Source organism: Microbacterium sp., from assembly GCF_031180975.1.
Taxonomy (GTDB): domain Bacteria; phylum Actinomycetota; class Actinomycetes; order Actinomycetales; family Microbacteriaceae; genus Microbacterium.
Genome location: NZ_JAPSLI010000002.1, coordinates 251,822 through 270,126 on the forward strand (window position 1 = coordinate 251,822; position 18,305 = coordinate 270,126).

The window sequence follows — 18,305 nt, forward strand, 5'->3', positions numbered from 1 at the left end:
CCGGCACTGATACATCACGCCAGCAGCGCGGCGATGACAGCAATTCCGGGCGGCACCGACTGCCCAAGGGCGCTCCGCCACAGTCGGCGATCGCTCAGGAACAGCACGACGCCGGCGGCGGCCATGGACGCACAGGTGAACACGACGAGCGTGCGGCCCACGGCATCCGCGCCGGTGAGCCACGCGACTGCCCCGACGGCCGCCCCGATGGCGAGGAACAGGTTGTAGAAGCCCTGGTTGAACGCCCACAGCCGCACATCCTCGGCGACGTCGGCACGCCCGACCATGAATCGACGCACCGCCGGGCGGCTCCACAGCGCGCTCTCCATCAAGAAGGCGAAGACGTGGAACGCCGCCGCCAGCAGCGCGAACACCACCGCGATGATCATGACGTCACCAGGGAGCGGATCGCCGCGACGGTCTGCTCGACGTCGTCTCGCGTCGTGGCCCACGACGACATCGAGCAGCGCAGCACCGCGCGCCCGCGCCACTCCGCGCCGGTCAGCGCGGCCGTCCCGTCGGCGAGGATCGCCTCGCCGAGGGCACGGGTGGCGGCATCCGTTCCGAGCCGCAGCATGACCTGGGTGTACCCGACGTCGTTGACGATCTCCACGCCGTCGATCCGGGCCAGGCCGTCCGCCATCGCGACCGCGTTCTCGTGCAGCCGGTCGATCAGTCCGGCCACGCCGTCTCGGCCGAGGCTGCGCAGCGCCGCCCACGCCGGGACGCCGCGTGCGCGACGGGAGAGCTCCGGCGTGACATCCCACGGATCCAGGCCGGAGTAGATGAGGTAGTCGCCGCCGGTGCGGAACGCCGCGATGGAGTCGGCCGGATCACGGACGATCGCCATGCCGCAGTCGTATGGCACGTTCAACGTCTTGTGCGCGTCGGTGGCCCAGGAGTCCGCCTGGTCCATGCCCGCGGTGAGCGCCCGCAGCGACGGCGAGGCGGCAGCCCACAGACCGAAGGCGCCGTCGACGTGCACCCACGCGTCGTGACGCCGGGCGATGGGCATCAGCTCCTGGAACGGATCGAAGGCGCCGGTGTGCACCTCGCCGGCTTGCAGGCACACGATGAGCGGACCGGTGCCGCCGGCCAGCGCCGCCTCGAGTGCCGCCGGGCGCATGCGGCCCTGGTCGTCTGCGTCCACGACGGTCAGCTCGTCCGCGCCGAAGCCGAGGAAGCGCGCGGCGCGGTCGACCGAGCCATGCCGATCGGCGCCCACCACCAACCGCACCGGAGGGGCCTCGCGCAGACCACGCCTGGCCAGGTCCCAGCCGGCCCGCGCGAGCACGGCGTTGCGGGCCGTGGCCACGCAGGTGAAGTTCGCCAGCTGACCGCCGGTGACGAAGCCGACGCTGGCGGAGTCCGGAAGGCCGAGCAGGTCCAGCATCCACTGCCCGGCGACGCGCTCGAGCGCGACCGTGGCGGGCGTCAACAGCGACGACCCGGAGTTCTGGTCCCATGCGGACACCAGCCAGTCCGCCGCGAGAGCGGCCGGGTGGGTCGCACCGATCACGAAACCGAAGAAGCGACCACCTGGGATCGCGACCAGGCCAGGGCCCGCACGCTCCGCCAGCTCGTCGATCACGTCGGCCGGGGGCGCGCCCTGCGCGGGCAGCGGCCCGCCGAACGCCTCCAGCATGTCGTCCAAGCTCGCGCGCGGCCACACCGGCCGGTCGTCGAGGGTCCCCAGGAACTCCGATGCCCGGCGGTGTGCGGCGTCGAGAGCGTGCTCTCGATCATCCATGGCGGAAGTCTCGCACCGGCGCGGTCGCCGAACAAGGCTATCTGTGCGACGCATAGAATGGACGACGCCCTTCTCTGACACCGAGGGCGCAACACACGAGCGGAGATATATGTCCGGGCACTCCAAGTGGGCGACGACCAAGCACAAGAAGGCCGTCATCGACGCGCGCCGCGCAAAGTCGTGGGCCAAGCTCATCAAGAACATCGAGGTCGCCGCGAAGCTCGGCGGCGCCGACCTGGCCGGCAACCCGACGCTGTTCGACGCCGTGCTGAAGGCGAAGAAGACTTCCGTCCCCAAGGACAACATCGACCGCGCCATCAAGCGCGGTGCCGGCATCGGCGGCGAGTCGGTCGAGTACACCTCGATCATGTACGAGGGCTACGGACCGAACGGCGTCGCCCTGATGATCGAGTGCCTCACCGACAACAAGAACCGTGCCGCCGCCGAGGTGCGCACCGCCCTCAGCCGCAACGGCGGGACCCTCGCCGACCCCGGATCGGTGGCCTACAACTTCACCCGCAAGGGCGTCATCGTCGTCAGCGGCGAGGGCACCACGGAGGACGACGTGATGATGGCCGCCCTCGAGGCGGGCGCCGAGGAGATCGAGCCGCACGCGCAGGGGTTCGAGGTCATCACCGAGGCGACCGATCTGGTCGCCGTCCGCACTGCGCTGCAGGAGGCCGGCATCGAGTACGAATCGGCCGACGTCGAGTTCGTGCCGAACCTCAAGGTCGAGATCGACGCGGAGACGGCGCGCAAGGTGTTCCGGCTCATCGATGCCCTCGAGGACAGCGACGACGTGCAGAACGTGTTCAGCAACTTCGACCTGTCGCCCGAAGTGCAGGCCGAGCTGGAGAACGACGAGGACTGACCCGATCGTCCGCCGGGACGGCGGACGGGTCGCCGCACATCTTGACGAGAGCCCCGGGCGCGCCTGCGTCCGGGGCTCTCGCGCTGCTCGTAGCCTGAGGGAGTGACCACCCTGCGCGTTCTCGGGATCGACCCCGGCCTCACCCGGTGCGGTGTCGGCATCGTCGACGTCGACCGCGCCCGGCGCGCCACCCTCGTGCACGTGGGCGTGGTGCGCACGCCGGCGGACGCGGACATCTCGGTGCGACTGGCCCGCGTCGCTGCCGGCATCCGAGAGGCCATCGCAGAGCACAGGCCGCACGCGGTCGCGGTGGAGCGGGTCTTCGCCCAGCACAACGTGCAGACCGTGATGGGCACCGCGCAGGCGTCCGGCGTCGCCCTGCTCATCGCCGCCGAGGCGGGTCTGCCCGCGGCCACGCACACCCCGAGCGAGGTGAAGGCGGCGGTCACCGGTTACGGATCCGCAGACAAGCGGCAGGTGCAATCCATGATCGCGCGCATTCTGCGCCTGGATGCACCACCGCAGCCCGCCGACGCCGCCGACGCTCTCGCCATCGCCCTGTGCCACGCCTGGCGCGGCGGCTCCGCCGCCGCGCCGCAAGCGGGCGCCCTGACGCCGGCACAACGGGCCTGGGCCGACGCAGAGCGTGTCGCTCGAACGTATGTACGACCTGCTCGCTAGGCTGTTCCCATGATCTCCTCCCTGCACGGCACCGTGCTGCACACCGGGTCCGACCACGTCGTCCTGGAGACCGGTGGTGTGGGCTTCTCGGTGTTCGTCCCGGGGGACGTCGCGCACACCGCGGCCGTGGGGGAGCGGCTGAGGCTGCACACCAGCCTCATCGTCCGCGAGGATGCGCTGACCCTCTACGGGTTCGCCGACCGCGACGAGCTGGAGATCTTCGGCCAGCTGCTGAGCGTGACCGGGGTCGGGCCGAAGTCGGCGCTCGGCGTGCTCGCGCATCTCACCGTCGACCAGATCGCGGAAGCCGTTACTGCCGAGGACGACGCACCGTTCCGGCGGGTGTCCGGCATCGGGCCGAAGACCGCCAAGCTCATCGTCGTGCAGCTGGCCGGCAAAGTGCGGCCGCGCGTGGCGAGCACACCCGCCGCCGCCGCCACGGCGACCGTCGACCAGGTCGCTGCGGCGCTGGTCGGGCTCGGATGGTCGGAGAAGGTCGCCACCGAGGCGGCCGCGCAGACCGCCGAGGACGCCACCGATGCCGAGCGCGAGTCGGTGCCCGCGCTGCTGCGGCGCACGCTCGCCGCCCTGGGACCGGGAGCGCAACGTGGCTGAGGGTGCACGCGACGCGGCGGAGCCGCTGGACGAGACCGAGCTCGCGATCGAGGGCGCACTGCGGCCGACCAGCCTCGGCGACTTCGTCGGGCAGCCCAAGGTGCGCGGTCAGTTGCAGCTGCTGCTCGACGCCGCTCGCATCCAGGAGCGCCCCGCCGACCACATCCTGCTCGCCGGTCCACCAGGACTCGGCAAGACCACGCTGGCGATGATCGTCGCGCACGAGAGCCGGCGGCCGCTGCGGCTGTCCAGCGGGCCCGCCATCCAGCACGCCGGCGACCTGGCCGCCCTGCTGTCCAGCCTCACACCGGGCGAGGTGCTGTTCATCGACGAGATCCATCGCATGGCACGCTCCGCGGAGGAGATGCTGTACCTGGCGATGGAGGACTTCCGCATCGACATCATGGTCGGCAAGGGGGCCGGCGCCACCAGCATCCCGCTCGATCTGGCGCCGTTCACACTCGTCGGGGCGACCACCCGCTCCGGCCTGCTGCCGAACCCGCTGCGCGACCGATTCGGGTTCACCGGGCATCTCGAGTTCTACGGCGTGGACGATCTGGAGCGCGTGATCTCGCGCTCCGCAGGTGTGCTGGGCGTTCACCTTCCCGACGACTCGCTCGCTGAGATCGCCCGTCGTTCCCGCGGGACACCTCGGATCGCGAACCGGCTGCTGCGTCGGGTGCGCGACTACGCGCTCGTGCACGCCGGCGGCGACGAGGCGTCGCTGGACGACGTCCGCGCGGCCCTGGAGCTGTACGACGTCGACGCGATCGGTCTCGACCGGCTCGACCGGGCGGTGCTGGATGCGCTGGTGCGGCGGTTCCGCGGCGGACCAGTGGGACTCAGCACGCTGGCGGTCGCCGTGGGCGAGGAGGCGGAGACGGTCGAGAGCGTCGTGGAGCCGTACCTGGTGCGGATCGGATTCCTCGGTCGCACCCCGCGCGGACGCGTCGCGATGCCCGAGGCGTATGCGCACCTGGGCGTGCCGCACCCCGACGGGGCGGCATTGTTCGATGACCTATAATCGCTGAAGGCTGCCCCGGCCCCCCTCACGCACCGCCGCGTTCGGCGTGCACCTTGAAAGGCTCTCTTCTCATGGAACTCATCCTCTTCGGTCTGCTCGCAGTGATGCTCGTGTTCATGTTCGTGAACACGCGCAAGCGCCAGAAGCAGCTGAAGGCCGAGCAGGAGGAGAAGGCCGCGAAGACCCTCCCCGGCGTCAAGGTGCTGCTGCAGGGCGGCCTGTACGGCACGATCGTCGCCTACGACGCCGAGGACCTCGACAAGCCCGCGCTGGTCGAGATCGCACCCGGTGTGGTCATCGAGGTGCACAGCCAGGCGATCCTGCGCATCGTCGAGCCCACCGACACGGACACCGCTGTCGCCGCCGACGCGGATGCCGTGGAGGCGGACACCCCGGCGGAGCCGGCGGCGCCCCGTCTCGAGACGTCTGAGGAGACCCGCGCGCGCCTCGAGCGCGACGGCGACAACTGACGCGACAACGTCCCCTGACGCGGAAAGCGGAACTTCGTGGCTTCATCATCTCCGGTCCGTCATGCCTGGCGGGTCCTGCTCGGCCTGCTCATCGTGACCGCCGTCCTGTTCGGCATCAACGCGATCGGCGTCTACGGGTTCAAGAAGAGCTCGTGGACCCCTGAGCTGGCGCTCGACCTGCAGGGCGGCACCCAGATCGTCCTGGGCGCGCAGACCGAGGATGGTGCCGACCCCTCGCAGGAGCAGCTCGACCAGGCGGCCTCGATCATCCGGCAGCGCGTCGACGCCGCCGGTGTCGCCGAGGCGGACATCACCACCGAGGGCGGCCGCAACATCGTGGTCCAGATTCCCGGTGTGGCCGACGAGCAGACCCGTGCCCGAATCCAGGCCAGCGCGAAGCTCGAGTTCCGCGCGGTGCTCGCCGCGACCGACCCCGCGACCGAGTACGTGGGCGAGGACGGCAAGAGCACGCCGTACCCGACCCCGAACGACTCGATGAACGCGGTGCCGAGCCCCGAGCCCACCGACGCCAGCGACCCGGCGTGGATGACCGAACGGCTGCAGGCCGAGTTCCTGTCCTACGACTGCACCGCCGAGCGCGAGGACCCCAACCCGCCGGCCGACCAGCCGCTCATCGCGTGCGACCCCGACAACCGGGTGAAGTACCTGCTCGGTCCGATGGAGCTCGACGGCACCGCCATCGAGGATGCCACCGCCGGCCGCGACCCGCAGAGCGGCGCCTGGACCGTCAACCTCGTCCTCGACGAGAACGGCACCAAGGTGTTCGGCGACATCAGCGTGCGCCTGAACGCCAACCGCATCGCCCAGCAGAGCCCCCGCGACCAGTTCGCGTTCGTCCTCGACGGCGTCGTGATCTCGGCACCGGCCATGCAGGCGACGATCATGAACGGCAAGCCGAGCATCTCGGGCAGCTTCGATCAGGAGAGCTCGAAGGCGCTGGCCGATCAGCTGCGCTACGGCGCGCTGCCGCTCAGCTTCACCGTGGAGAGCTCCGACACGATCTCGGCGACGCTGGGCTCGCAGCAGCTGCAGATCGGCCTGATCGCCGGCCTCATCGGTCTCGCGCTCGTCGCGGTGTACTCGCTGATCAGCTACCGGGCGCTGGGCTGGGTGATCATCGCATCGATCGGCGTGATGGCGGTGCTGACCTACATCATCATCTGCATCCTGGCGTGGCGGATGGGCTTCCGGCTCTCGCTCGCCGGTGTGGCCGGTCTGATCGTCTCGATCGGCTTCACCGCGGACTCGTTCATCGTGTACTTCGAACGCATCCGCGACGAGTTGCGCGACGGCAAGTCGATCACCGCGGCCGTCGAGGACGGCTGGGGCCGAGCCAAGCGCACCATCTACATCTCCAAGTCGATCAACGTGCTCGCCGCCGTGGTGCTGTACATCCTCGCGGACTCCACAGTGAAGGGCTTCGCGTTCACGCTGGGTCTCACGACGCTGATCGACGTGTTCATCTTCGTGATCTTCACGCACCCGGTCATGCAGCTGCTCGCCCGCACCCGCTTCTTCGGCGGCGGCCACAAGCTGTCCGGCCTCGACCCCGAGTCACTGGGCGCGGTCTACCGTGGTCGCTCGCAGTACCGCGAGGCGCTGACCGGGTCCTCCGGCCGCGCCGCCCGCAACCGGGCCGCCCGCGGTGAGGCCGAGAAGCGCCAGACCATCGCCGAGCGCAAACGCGCTGAGGCCCTCGCCGCTCAGGGATCCAAGGATGCCGGGAAGGACTCCGACGCCTGATGTTCTCCATGAACGAGCTCGGCAACAAGCTCTACACCGGGAAGACGTCGTTCCCGTTCGTCGGCCGCCGCCGACTGTGGTTCATCATCGCGATCGCGCTCGTGGCCGCCTCGGCGCTCGTGCCCCTGATCCGCCCGATCCAGTTCTCGATCGAGTTCACCGGCGGGTCGCAGTTCACCGTGCAGGCGCCGTCTTCGACCGATCAGTCGCTCGCGACGGATGCCGTCCGCTCGGTCGTCCCGGATGCGGCCACCAAGGTCGTCGTCGTCGGTGGCAAGGACGTGCGCGTCCAGACCGACCAGATGAGCGCCGACGAGACGCAGCAGGTGACGGCGGCCCTCGCCGACGCCTACGGCGTCGATCGGGCCGAGATCACCGACTCGTTCATCGGGCCGGCGTGGGGTGAGAGCGTCACCAGGCAGTCGCTGTGGGGTCTGGCGATCTTCCTCGCGCTGACCTTCCTGATCCTCGCCATCTACTTCCGGACCTGGAAGATGTCCGCCGCCGCCATCATCGGCCTGCTCGACGTGCTCGTCATCACGGTGGGGGTGTACGCGCTGGCCGGGTTCGAGATCTCGCCCGCCGCCGTCATCGGGTTCCTCACGATCCTGGCGTACTCGCTGTACGACACCACTGTCGTATTCGACAAGATCCGCGAGAACACCACCGAGGACGGCGACCAGACCACGCGCACGTTCGGCGAGTCGGTCAACCTCGCCGTGAACCAGACGCTGGTGCGCTCGATCAACACCTCGGTGGTCGCCGCTCTGCCGGTGGGCGCGATCCTCTTCATCGGCGCCTTCTGGCTGGGTGCGGAGACGCTCACCGACATCTCGCTGTCGATCTTCGTCGGCATCATCGTCGCCACCTATTCGACGCTGTTCGTCGCCGCCCCGCTGTACTCGCTGTTCCGCGAGAAGGAGCCGGCCATCGCGCAACGCGACGCGAAGGTGCTCCAGGCGCGCGAACGGGCCACCGCCGGCGTCTGAGCCGGCGGGTCGGAGCCGTCCGGCCCCGCGTAGGATGATCTGATCGGGACGGGAGCAGGAATGGCGGATTCGCAGGCGACATCGCAGGGCTCCAGCCTGCGTCGGCTGGTACCCCGCATCTTCTCGCGCGCACCCCGCGTCAACGACCTCGACAACCTCATCCGCACCGTCCGGGCCAACCATCCGCGCGGCGACCTCCCCATCATCGAACGGGCGTACGCGGTCGCCCGCGACAAGCACTCGGGACAGTTCCGGCAGAGCGGCGAGCCGTACATCACGCACCCGCTCGCCGTCGCGCAGATCCTCGCCGAGCTGGGCCTCGGCCCTCGGGCGATCGCCGCCGCACTGCTGCACGACACGGTCGAGGACACCGGGTACGCCCTCGCGGAGCTCACGGCCGAGTTCGGCGACGAGGTCGCGATGCTCGTCGACGGGGTCACCAAGCTCGACAAGGTCAAGTACGGCGAGAGCGCACAGGCCGAGACGGTCCGCAAGATGATCGTGGCGATGTCGAAGGACATCCGCGTGCTGCTCATCAAGCTCGCCGACCGCCTGCACAACGCGCGCACCTGGGGCTTCGTCCCGCCGGAGAAGGCGGCGAAGAAGGCGAAGGAGACGCTCGAGATCTACGCCCCGCTGGCGCACCGGCTGGGTATCCAGACGATCAAGTCGGAGCTGGAGGACCTGTCCTTCGCCGTGCTGCATCCGAAGATCTACGCCGAGATCGACAGCCTGATCGCCCAGCGCACCCCGCAGCGCGAGAAGTACCTGCAGCAGGTGATCCAGGCCGTCGACGACGACCTCCGCGACCTGCGCATCCGCGGCAAGGTGGTCGGGCGGCCGAAGCAGCTGTACTCGGTCTACCAGAAGATGGTCGTGCGGGGACGCGAGTTCGACGACATCTACGACCTCATCGGCATCCGCGTGCTGGTGAACTCGGTGCGGGACTGCTACGCGGTGCTCGGCGCGATCCATGCCCGTTGGACGCCGCTGCCCGGCCGGTTCAAGGACTACATCGCGACCCCGAAGTTCAACCTGTACCAGTCGCTGCACACCACCGTGATCGGCCCGTCCGGCCGCACGGTCGAGATCCAGATCCGCACCCACGAGATGCATCAGCAGGCCGAGTTCGGCGTGGCGGCGCACTGGATGTACAAGGAGCGGATGAACGGCGGCAAGGTCGACAGCCGCACCTCCGACACCGACATGGCGTGGCTCGCGCACATCTCGGACTGGCAGGCCGAGACCGCCGACCCGAGCGAGTTCCTGGACTCGCTGCGGTTCGAGATCGGCGCGAAGGAGGTGTACGTCTTCACCCCGAAGGGCCGCGTGATCGGCCTGCCGGCCGGGGCCACCCCGGTGGATTTCGCGTACGCCGTGCACACCGAGATCGGTCACCGCACCATGGGCGCCAAGGTGAACGGCCGTCTCGTCCCGCTGGAGTCGACGCTGAAGAGCGGCGACGTGGTCGAGGTGTTCACCTCCAAGAACCCGGACGCCGGCCCCAGCCAGGACTGGCTCAGTTTCGTCAAGAGCACGCGGGCGCGCAACAAGATCCGCGGGTGGTTCACGAAGGAGCGCCGCGAGGAGGCCATCGAGCAGGGCAAGGAGTCCATCGCGCGCGCCATGCGGCGGCAGAACCTGCCGTTGCAACGCCTGATGAGCCAGGAGTCGTTCGCCGAGGTCGCCCGTCAGCTGCGCTACGAGGACGTGTCCGCCCTGTACGCGGCGGTCGGCGAAGGGCATGTGTCCACCCAGTCCGTGCTGGAGAAGGTCACGGCGCTGGTCTCCGACGAGGAGGACACCGGCACCGGTGCCATCGAGCTGCCGGGTCGGCAGCCGGCGCGCGAGCCGCGCGGCGGGGACTCCGGCATCCTGGTGCGCGGCGCCGCAGACATCCTCGTCAAGCTCGCCCGCTGCTGCACGCCGGTGCCGGGCGACCCGATCGTCGGCTTCGTCACCCGCGGCAGCGGCGTGTCCGTGCACCGCTCCGACTGCGTGAACGTGAAGGCGCTCAGCGCCGACACCGAACGGTTCGTCGAGGTGGAGTGGGCGCCGACGACCAAGAGCGTGTTCCGCGTGCAGATCCAGGTGGAGGCGCTGGACCGCTCCGGGCTCCTCTCCGACGTCACCCGTGTGCTCAGCGAGCACCACGTGAACATCCTGTCCGCCACCGTGTCGACCACCGACGAGCGCCTCGCGCTCAGCCGGTTCGTGTTCGAGATGGGGGACGCGGTGCACCTGGACCGCGTGCTCAACGCCGTACGCCGCATCGACGCCGTCTACGACGTCTACCGAGTCACCACGTCCTGATCCGTCAGCAGCAGTTCCAGGCGATCGATCGCCATCCGCCGGCCCGGCATCCTCGGCAGCGCCTGAAGGCGGGCGCGCGTCTGCGCCCCCAGCCCCGGCGACACCTGCAGCAGCGCGCGCAGCCATCTCTCGTCCTGAGGATGCCGCAGGGCGGCGAACACGAGCTCGACCGCGGTGGTCAGCGGGCTGGTCACGGCGACTCCCGCGATGAACAGGATGCCGTCGGCCGGCGCCGCGGCGTCGTGGTGCACCACCCGGGCGGTGGGTTCCATTCGCACCCGGTGCGGGCCCGCCCTTCGAACGTGGTGCACCGTGGGCGGCCGGTCGCCGGCGCCGAGCACCCACGCGGCGGTCGCGCGGCAGGCGGCTGTGCGCGCGGGGACGAGATGGGCGATGCTGGTCGCTCTGGCATCCGCCCCTTCGACGGTGTCGGCGGGCATGTAGCCGTCACCGACCTCGACGACGTGCCCGTCCAGACGCGCGGCGGTCAGCTCGGGCAGCGACAGCCGCTCGCCGGGACGGTAGAACAGGACCGGGTGCACCACAACAGTGTGAGCCGTGCCGCCCGGTGATGGGCGGGCACCGCTCACACTGTGGATAACCGGGGTGATCAGCCCCCGAGTGCGCTCAGCCAGGCGCGACGTGCGGCCAGCGCCTCGGTCGCGTCCTTGACTGCTTTGGCGTCGCCGGCCTTCTCGGCGGCGGCGAGCTCGGCCTCGAGCTTCTCGATGGCCTCCAGCAGCTGCGCGCTCATGTCGTTGGCGCGCGCCTTCGTCTCGGGGTTGTTCTTCTTCCAGTCGACGTCCTCGCGTGCCTTCAGCGCCTGCTCGATCGTGCGCAGCCGGTCGTCGAGCGCGCGCTCCTTCTCGCGGGGGAAGATGCGGCCGATCTCGTCCCACTGCCGCTGGATGCGGGTGAGCAGCGCACGGGCGCGCTTGAGGTTCGGTTCGTCTGCGACGGCCTTCGCCTCTTCGAGCAGCGCTTCGCGCGCCTCGATCTTCGGAGCGGAGTCGGCCTCCTCCGCGGCGGCCTGCTCGGCACGGGCGGCGTACAGGGCGTCTCCGGCGGCCTTGAAGCGCGCCCACAGCGCGTCGTCGGCCTTGCGGCCGGCACGGCCGGCGGCCTTCCACTCGTCGAGCAGGTCGCGGTAGGCAGGGATGCCGTCCACGCCGCGCGGCGCCAGCGCCTCCGCGCGCTCGACCAGACGGGTCTTCGCGTCGCGGGCGGCCTTGTGCGTCTCGTCCAGCTCGGAGAAGAACGCCCGGCGCGCCTTGTCGACGGTGGAGCGCGCATGGCGGAACCGCTTCCACAGCTGCTGGGCGACGCCCTTCGGCAGGCGCGGCCCGTTCTGCTGGTGCGCCTGCCAGTCGTCGAACAGCTGGGCCATCTCGGCGGTGACCTGCTTCCATTGCACCTTGGCGAGGTCGCGTCCGGCGATCTCCTCCGCCTTCTCGACGATCGCCGTGCGCTCGGCGATGGCGGCGTCCAGCGCCTCCTTCGCCGCGGCGGCCTCCTTCTCGGTGGCCTCCGACAGCGACGCGACCAGCGACTCGATACGGGCGCGGAGTCCGGCCAGGTCACCGACGGCTGCGGCGTCGGTCACCTCGGTGAGCAGGTGGTTCGCCTGCTTGGTGAGGTCGGCGGCGGATGTGCCGCCCGCCTTGGCGCGGGTCTCGAGCGTGCCGAGCTTCAGCGCCAGGTCGTCGTACTTGCGAGCGAAGTAGGCGAGCGCCTCGTCCGGGGTGCCGTCCGGGTACTGTCCCACGGGACGCCACGTGTCGCCCTCGCGGACCTCGACGGTGCCGTCCTCGGCGACCCGACCCCACTCGGCGGCGTCGGAGGCCACCGGCGGAACGACCGGAGCCGGGGCGACGGGCGCGGCCGCCTTGCGAGGCATCGGCACGCGCGGCGGAGCGGGAACGCGGGGCGGCCCCGGCACGCGTGGCGGTGCGGGGGCGGGAGCGGCCGGCCGGGACGGCTCGTCGTCGGTCGCCGACTCGGCGACGCCAGGCGTCTCGGCGGGCGACTCAGCCGCGGCGGCGTCATCAGCGCCCGACGCGTCGGAGCCAGATGCGTCGGCGTCGGAGGCGGGCGCGTCGGCGTCGACGGGTTCGGCAGCGGGGGGCACGTCGGTGCCCTGCACGGCCTCCTGAGCAACTGCGCTCTCGGCGGCCGGCGACGCGGGCGCGGTCGCGGTCGCGTCCGCGGTCTGCGGTTCGACGACGGCGGCCTCGCCGTTCGGCGTCTCGGGGTTCGGCGACTCGGGGGTGGACGGCTCAGTGGCAGACACAGTGTGCTCCTTGCGCGGCCAGGCCGCGGAGGGGGGTACGGACGGTGTTCAGCCTAGTACGACGGTGCCCGTCGATCTCTCTGCCGGCCCGTCGCGCTCGCTCACCCGGCCGTTACCGGTTTGTGAGGAGAACGTTCCCCGGGCGTAACGCGGCGCGGTCGGTCCGCGAAACATCGCGCTCCTAGCGTCGGGACCAGTCGCCCCGGACCTGAGGAGGAGCATGAGCGTCACCGCATCGCAGACCGCCGAGATCGTCGTCGCCGGAGCGGGCATGGTCGCGCACCGGTTCGTGGAGAGCCTGCTCAGCGCGGATGCCGCCGTGCGCGTCACCGTGATCGGCGAGGAGGGCAGGCACCCCTACGACCGCGTCGGGCTGACCGGGTACTTCGACGGCACCACGCCCGACGAGCTCACCCTCGACCCGAGCGTCTTCGACGACGACAGGATCAGCCTGTTCCCCGGCGACCGGGTGCGCCGCATCGACCGGCGGCGCACGACGGTGACGACCGCGTCGGGGCGCGGCATCCGTTACGACACGCTGGTGCTCGCCACCGGCTCGTACGCGGCGCGCGTGGCCGTGGACGGCGCGGACCTGCCGGGCTGCTTCGTGTACCGCACCCTCGAGGACGTCCGGTCGCTGCGCACCTTCGTGGAGCGACGCCGCGCCGAACTGGGCAGACCGCTGCGGGGTGCGGTGGTCGGCGGTGGACTTCTCGGCCTGGAGGCGGCCGGTGCGCTGCAGGGGATGGATGTGGACTGCACGGTGGTGCAGTACTCCGACCGACTGATGTCGGCGCAGCTCGATCCAGCGGCCGGGCGGATGCTGCGGCGTCTGATCGAGGCGCGGGGCATCGCCGTGCGCACCGAGGCGCGCACCACGCGCCTCGACCCTGATGCCTCGGGGCAGGTGACCGGTCTGGAGTTCCAGGACGGCACGCTGCACGAGGCGGACGTGGTCGTGTTCACCGTCGGAGTCCGACCGCGCGATGAGCTGGCCAGAGGGGCAGGTCTCGCCGTCGACCCGCGTGGCGGAGTGCGCATCGACGAGCGGTGCACGACCAGCGATCCGCGCATCTTCGCGATCGGCGAAGTGGCCAGTTTCGAGGGCCGCAGCGTCGGCCTGGTCGCACCCGGATATGCGATGGCCGAGGTCGCGGCGAACGTGCTGCTCGGTGGCGACGCCACCTTCCCCGGTTACGACGAGTCGGCCAAGCTGAAGCTGTCCGGCGTAGACGTCGCCAGCTTCGGTGATGCGATGGCCACGACCCCGCAAGCCCTGGACGTCGTCTACGCCGACCCGGTGGCCGGTGTGTACAAGAAGCTCGTGCTGTCCGACGACGCGAAGACGCTGTTGGGCGGCATCCTGGTCGGCGATGCGTCCGCGTACGGCGCTCTGCGCCCTCTCGTCGGCGCGCCCCTCGGCGGCGACCCGGCCGCGTACCTGCTGCCGGAGGGCGGCGTCGAGGCGCCCTCCGGCAGCCTCCCCGACGCGGCCGTGGTGTGCTCCTGCGCGAACGTGACAGCGGGCCGCATCCGGCAGGCCGTGCACGAGGAGGGCTGCACCGACGCGGCGGCGGTGAAGGGGTGCACGCGCGCCGGCGCCACCTGCGGCTCGTGCGTGCTGATGGTGAAGAAGATCGTCGGCCAGGAGCTGGCCACGCTCGGCCAGGCGGTTCCCGACGCGCTGTGCGAGCATTTCTCGATGTCGCGCCGGATGCTGTTCGACGCCGTGCGCGTGTCAGGGCTCACCACGTTCAGCAGTGTCATCGAGCGGTTCGGACACGGACGGGGCTGCGACATCTGCAAGCCCGTGCTGGCCAGCATCCTGTCCGTGCTCGTCGGCGGGCACGTGCTGGACGGCGAGAACGCGACGCTGCAGGACACCAACGACCACGTGATGGCCAACCTTCAGAAGGACGGCACCTACTCGGTCGTCCCGCGGATGCCGGGCGGCGAGGTCACGCCGGACGGCCTGCTCGCCATCGGGCACATCGCGAAGGACTTCGGCCTGTACACGAAGATCACCGGCGGGCAGCGGATCGACATGTTCGGCGCGCGGCTGGAACAGCTTCCCGCCGTCTGGCAGCGACTCGTGGACGCCGGCTTCGAGTCGGGTCACGCCTACGGCAAGGCGCTGCGCACGGTGAAGTCCTGCGTGGGCTCCACCTGGTGCCGCTACGGCGTGCTCGACTCGGTCGGGATGGCGGTGCGGCTCGAGCTGCGCTACCGCGGGCTGCGCGCCCCGCACAAGCTGAAGGTGGGTGTCTCCGGCTGCGCCAGGGAGTGCGCGGAGGCCCGATCGAAGGACGTCGGCGTCATTGCGACCGAGGCCGGGTGGAACATGTACGTCGGCGGGAACGGCGGGTTCACGCCCCGGCACGCCCAGTTGCTGGCATCCGATCTGTCCGACGACGCACTCATCACGGCGATCGACCGCTTCTTCATGTACTACATCCGCACCGCCGACCGGCTGCAGCGCACCGCCCCGTGGTGCGAGGAGCTGGAGGGCGGGCTGGACGGCCTGCGCGGCGTGATCTTCGACGACTCCCTGGGCATCTGCGCCGACCTCGACGCCGCCATGGCACGACATGTCGCCGGCTACGAGGACGAGTGGGCCGCGACCCTGCGCGACCCCGAGAAGCTGCGCCGGTTCGAATCGTTCGTGAACGCGGCGTCCACGCCCGACCCGTCGCTGGCGTACGTCGCCGAGCGCGGGCAGGTGCGGCCGGCCACAGCGCAGGAGAGAAGCGACGGCGGCGTGCTGATCGCCGGGACGACACTGGAGGTGCGGCGATGACCCTGCTCGCGGATGCCACGACCACGGCGGTCTGCACGATCGGCGACCTGGAGGTGGAGCGCGGGCGCGCCGCCCTGGTGGGCGACCGGCAGGTGGCGTTGTTCCTGCTCCGGGACGGCACGGTGCACGCGGTGTCGAACCTCGACCCGTACAGCGGTGCGCACGTCATCTCCCGAGGCATCGTCGGCACGCGCGGCGACGCCCCCACGATCGCCTCGCCGATGCACAAACAGGTGTTCGATCTGCGCACCGGCGAGTGCCTCGACACGCAGGGCAAGCCGCCGCATGCGCTCACGGTGTGGCGCGTCGTCCTGCGCGGCGAGAAGGTGCATCTGCTGCCCCCGTCCGACGCGAGCGCTGGGGAGTGCTGATGACCAGCGTCCTGGGGCTCAGCCTGACCGACCGGCTCGTGCTCGTCGTCGGCGGCGGCGCCGTGTCGGCGCGGCGCATCAGCCGGTTCCTCGCCGACGGCGCCCGCGTCCGCCTGGTCGCCCCCGAGCTCTCGCCTGCGGTGCGGGCCCTGCTCGACGCCCCCGGCGTGACCTGGCGGTCGCGGCGCTTTCGCTCCGCCGACCTGCGCGGCGCCTGGGTCGTGCACACCGCGACCGGCGATCCCGTCACCGACCGGGCGATCGCCGCGCTCTGCGAACGCCGCCGCACGTTCTGCGTGAACGCCTCAGACGGCGCGCACGGCACGGCGCGGATGACCGCGCAGATCCGATCCGGCGACGTGGTGATCGGGGTCGCCGGCGAGGTGGGCGTCGATCCGACACGCGCGGCGCGGGTGCGCGACGAGATCGGCACGCTGCTGACCGAGGGCAGGCTTCCGGTGCGCGCGCGGCGTGCGGCTGCCGTGGGGCGGGTCGACCTGGTCGGCGGCGGGCCGGGTCCGGTGGACCTGATGACGGTGCGCGCCCGACGGCTGCTCGCCGAGGCGGACGTGGTCGTGACGGACCGGCTGGGCCCGTCGGCGGCCGTCCTGTCGGAACTCGACCCCGACGTGCTCGTGATCGACGTGGGCAAGCGTCCCGGGGATCATCCGGTCCCTCAGGACGAGATCAATGCGCTGCTGATCGCGCACGCGACGGCCGGACGCCGGGTGGTCAGGCTCAAGGGCGGCGACCCGTTCGTGTTCGGCCGCGGCGGCGAGGAGATGGCCGCGTGCCTGGCGGCCGGCATCCCCGTCGACGTCGTGCCCGCCCCGTCCAGCGCCGTCGCCGTGCCGCAGGCGGCCGGCATCCCCGTCACGCATCGGGGTGTGGCATCGGCCTTCCACGTCGTGAACGGGCAGGGCCCGGTCTCCGACACCACGCTGCGCGCTCTCGCCGACGAGACGGTCACCACCGTCGTGCTGATGGGCGTCGCCGGCCTGCCGCGGCTCGTCGACAGCGCGCTGCGGCACGGCATCCCCGCCGCGCGCGCGGTGGCGATCGTCGAGAACGGCCACACCGCCGCGCAGCGCACCATCCGCAGCACGCTCGGCGCGGTGGTTGCGGACGCCGCGGCCGCCGGCGTCCGCAACCCTGCGGTCATCGTGATCGGCGACGTGGCTCGCGCCGATCTGCTCCTTCCGCGGCAGGTCGCGGTGGGAGGAGCCGCCGGGTGACGCCGGGCGCCCCCGGCCCGGCTGCGCTGACCGGCTGCACGATCGTCGTCGCCGCCGACCGCCGGGCAGGAGATCTCGCGAGCGCCCTCCAACGCCGCGGTGCTCACGTGCTGTGCGCGCCGCCGCTCAGCATCCTGCCGAACGCCGACGACGCCGAGCTCGTGAGCCGTACCCGCCGGATCGTCGCGGAGCCGCCCGACGTCGTCGTGGTCACCACCGGTGTGGGGTTCCGCGGCTGGATGGACGCCGCGCACGAGCACGGCCTCGACGAACAACTGCATGCCGCGCTGGCGGGCGCCCGGTTCATCGCGCGCGGTCCGAAGGCGCACGGCGCGATCCAGCAGTCCGGTTTCACGGCCGACTGGGTGGCGCCGACGGAGACCGCCGCCGAGGTCGGTGCGCACCTCCTGCGCACGCCGCTGACCGGATGCCGGGTCGTGGTGCAGCACCACGGCGCCGGGTCGGACGGACTCGACGCCCTGCTGGAGAGTCAGGGGGCAACGGTGACGCCGATCGTCGTGTACCGGTGGGCGCAGCCGCGCGATCCGGAACTGCTCACCCAGTCGGTGCAGTCGGCGGCCGGCGGCGAGGCCGACGCGGTGCTGTTCACGTCGGCACCGTCCGCGTCGGCATGGCTCCGCGCGGCCGCCGACGCGAACGTCGTCGAGGCGGTGCGCCGCCGGGCGGGATCCGGCCGGCTGCTGCTGGCCGCGGTGGGACCGATTACCGCGGCACCGCTGCGGGATGCCGGTATGGCCGTCACCGTCGCCGATCGCGGCCGGCTCGGATCGCTGGCTCGCTGCGTGGTCGGCGCACTCGGCCCCGGCGGAGCGGCCCCGGTCCTGCGCACGCCGGCGGGCGAACTGTCCCTGCGCAGCGGCGGCGCCTGGCTGGAGGACGCGTTCCTTCCGCTGAGCAGGGCCGGGGCCGCCCTGCTGGGCGCGCTGTTCGACGCCGGCGGTCGCGTGCTGTCGCGCGACGAGCTCGCGGCTTCGCTGCCCCGCGCCGGCGGAAACGCGCACGCCGTCGAGATGGCTGTGGCCCGGCTGCGAGAGGCGCTCGGCGGTGCGGACGTCGTCCGGACGGTCGTGAAGCGCGGCTACCGGCTCGCGCTCGCGGACGATTGATCACGCAC

At 71.3% G+C, this 18,305-nt stretch carries 16 protein-coding genes; 12 read left to right on the top strand and 4 right to left on the bottom strand.

Annotated elements, in window-relative coordinates:
* Window positions 1–14 precede the first annotated feature (14 nt).
* A complete protein-coding gene (locus RIF65_RS04210; protein ID WP_309064290.1) occupies window positions 15–389 on the bottom strand; it encodes a DUF1304 domain-containing protein in 375 nt (124 codons plus the stop codon).
* Window positions 386–1,750, bottom strand: a complete 1,365-nt coding sequence (locus tag RIF65_RS04215) for a pyridoxal phosphate-dependent decarboxylase family protein (RefSeq protein ID WP_309064289.1) — start codon at window positions 1,748–1,750, stop codon at window positions 386–388. Before RIF65_RS04215 ends, RIF65_RS04210 begins: the two co-directional genes overlap by 4 nt.
* A gap of 109 nt (window positions 1,751–1,859) precedes the next feature.
* On the opposite strand from RIF65_RS04215, the gene RIF65_RS04220 reads away from it, so the two are divergent.
* The 8 genes from RIF65_RS04220 (at window position 1,860) to RIF65_RS04255 (ending at window position 10,477) form a co-directional block, all read left to right on the top strand.
* Window positions 1,860–2,621: a YebC/PmpR family DNA-binding transcriptional regulator gene (locus tag RIF65_RS04220; RefSeq protein ID WP_309064288.1), complete on the top strand. Its 762-nt coding sequence runs from the start codon at window positions 1,860–1,862 to the stop codon at window positions 2,619–2,621.
* A 102-nt stretch (window positions 2,622–2,723) separates the two neighbouring features.
* Entirely contained in the window at window positions 2,724–3,302 is a 579-nt protein-coding gene (ruvC, locus tag RIF65_RS04225) for a crossover junction endodeoxyribonuclease RuvC (RefSeq protein ID WP_309064287.1), read from the top strand.
* 9 nt (window positions 3,303–3,311) lie between these two features.
* Window positions 3,312–3,917, top strand: a complete 606-nt coding sequence (ruvA, locus tag RIF65_RS04230; RefSeq protein WP_309064286.1) for a Holliday junction branch migration protein RuvA — start codon at window positions 3,312–3,314, stop codon at window positions 3,915–3,917.
* Window positions 3,910–4,941 (top strand): Holliday junction branch migration DNA helicase RuvB, encoded by a 1,032-nt coding sequence (ruvB, locus tag RIF65_RS04235; protein WP_309064285.1) that lies wholly within the window; start codon window positions 3,910–3,912, stop codon window positions 4,939–4,941. The genes ruvA and ruvB overlap by 8 nt, the downstream gene beginning before the upstream one ends.
* A gap of 71 nt (window positions 4,942–5,012) precedes the next feature.
* Window positions 5,013–5,411, top strand: coding sequence for a preprotein translocase subunit YajC (locus RIF65_RS04240; protein WP_309064284.1), 399 nt, complete (start codon window positions 5,013–5,015; stop codon window positions 5,409–5,411).
* A gap of 36 nt (window positions 5,412–5,447) precedes the next feature.
* Window positions 5,448–7,175, top strand: a complete 1,728-nt coding sequence (secD, locus tag RIF65_RS04245; protein ID WP_309064283.1) for a protein translocase subunit SecD — start codon at window positions 5,448–5,450, stop codon at window positions 7,173–7,175.
* Window positions 7,175–8,164 carry a protein translocase subunit SecF gene (secF, locus tag RIF65_RS04250; protein WP_309064282.1) on the top strand — a complete coding sequence of 330 codons (990 nt, stop codon included), beginning with the start codon at window positions 7,175–7,177 and terminating at the stop codon, window positions 8,162–8,164. Before secD ends, secF begins: the two co-directional genes overlap by 1 nt.
* A 60-nt stretch (window positions 8,165–8,224) precedes the next feature.
* Entirely contained in the window at window positions 8,225–10,477 is a 2,253-nt protein-coding gene (locus tag RIF65_RS04255) for a RelA/SpoT family protein (protein ID WP_309064281.1), read from the top strand.
* Here the strand turns inward: RIF65_RS04255 and RIF65_RS04260 are convergent.
* On the bottom strand, window positions 10,456–11,019 hold the full coding sequence (locus tag RIF65_RS04260) for a hypothetical protein (RefSeq protein WP_309064280.1): 564 nt from the start codon (window positions 11,017–11,019) through the stop codon (window positions 10,456–10,458). The two genes, RIF65_RS04255 and RIF65_RS04260, sit on opposite strands and share 22 nt — an antisense overlap.
* Window positions 11,020–11,087: 68 nt before the next feature.
* The gene (locus RIF65_RS04265) at window positions 11,088–12,767 is read right to left on the bottom strand and encodes a DUF349 domain-containing protein (protein ID WP_309064279.1); all 1,680 of its coding nucleotides are present in this window, start codon (window positions 12,765–12,767) and stop codon (window positions 11,088–11,090) included.
* Between the two features lie 220 nt (window positions 12,768–12,987).
* Between RIF65_RS04265 and nirB the strand changes: the two genes are divergently transcribed.
* The 4 genes from nirB to RIF65_RS04285 are packed head-to-tail and all read left to right on the top strand — an operon-like array spanning window position 12,988 to window position 18,297.
* Entirely contained in the window at window positions 12,988–15,564 is a 2,577-nt protein-coding gene (gene nirB / locus RIF65_RS04270; RefSeq protein WP_309064278.1) for a nitrite reductase large subunit NirB, read from the top strand.
* A complete protein-coding gene (nirD, locus tag RIF65_RS04275; RefSeq protein ID WP_309064277.1) occupies window positions 15,561–15,935 on the top strand; it encodes a nitrite reductase small subunit NirD in 375 nt (124 codons plus the stop codon). The genes nirB and nirD overlap by 4 nt, the downstream gene beginning before the upstream one ends.
* Window positions 15,935–17,170, top strand: a complete 1,236-nt coding sequence (gene cobA / locus RIF65_RS04280) for a uroporphyrinogen-III C-methyltransferase (RefSeq protein ID WP_309064276.1) — start codon at window positions 15,935–15,937, stop codon at window positions 17,168–17,170. Before nirD ends, cobA begins: the two co-directional genes overlap by 1 nt.
* Entirely contained in the window at window positions 17,167–18,297 is a 1,131-nt protein-coding gene (locus tag RIF65_RS04285) for a uroporphyrinogen-III synthase (protein ID WP_309064275.1), read from the top strand. Before cobA ends, RIF65_RS04285 begins: the two co-directional genes overlap by 4 nt.
* Window positions 18,298–18,305 lie beyond the last annotated feature (8 nt).

Excerpts from the sequence above, each read along its gene's own strand:
- RIF65_RS04210 (WP_309064290.1), bottom strand. The coding sequence starts at position 389 with ATGATCATCGCGGTGGTGTTCGCGCTGCTGGCGGCGGCGTTCCACGTC.
- RIF65_RS04215 (WP_309064289.1), bottom strand. The coding sequence starts at position 1,750 with ATGGATGATCGAGAGCACGCTCTCGACGCCGCACACCGCCGGGCATCG.
- RIF65_RS04220 (WP_309064288.1), top strand. The coding sequence starts at position 1,860 with ATGTCCGGGCACTCCAAGTGGGCGACGACCAAGCACAAGAAGGCCGTC.
- ruvA (WP_309064286.1), top strand. The coding sequence starts at position 3,312 with ATGATCTCCTCCCTGCACGGCACCGTGCTGCACACCGGGTCCGACCAC.
- RIF65_RS04240 (WP_309064284.1), top strand. The coding sequence starts at position 5,013 with ATGGAACTCATCCTCTTCGGTCTGCTCGCAGTGATGCTCGTGTTCATG.
- secF (WP_309064282.1), top strand. The coding sequence starts at position 7,175 with ATGTTCTCCATGAACGAGCTCGGCAACAAGCTCTACACCGGGAAGACG.
- RIF65_RS04255 (WP_309064281.1), top strand. The coding sequence starts at position 8,225 with ATGGCGGATTCGCAGGCGACATCGCAGGGCTCCAGCCTGCGTCGGCTG.
- nirB (WP_309064278.1), top strand. The coding sequence starts at position 12,988 with ATGAGCGTCACCGCATCGCAGACCGCCGAGATCGTCGTCGCCGGAGCG.
- nirD (WP_309064277.1), top strand. The coding sequence starts at position 15,561 with ATGACCCTGCTCGCGGATGCCACGACCACGGCGGTCTGCACGATCGGC.
- cobA (WP_309064276.1), top strand. The coding sequence starts at position 15,935 with ATGACCAGCGTCCTGGGGCTCAGCCTGACCGACCGGCTCGTGCTCGTC.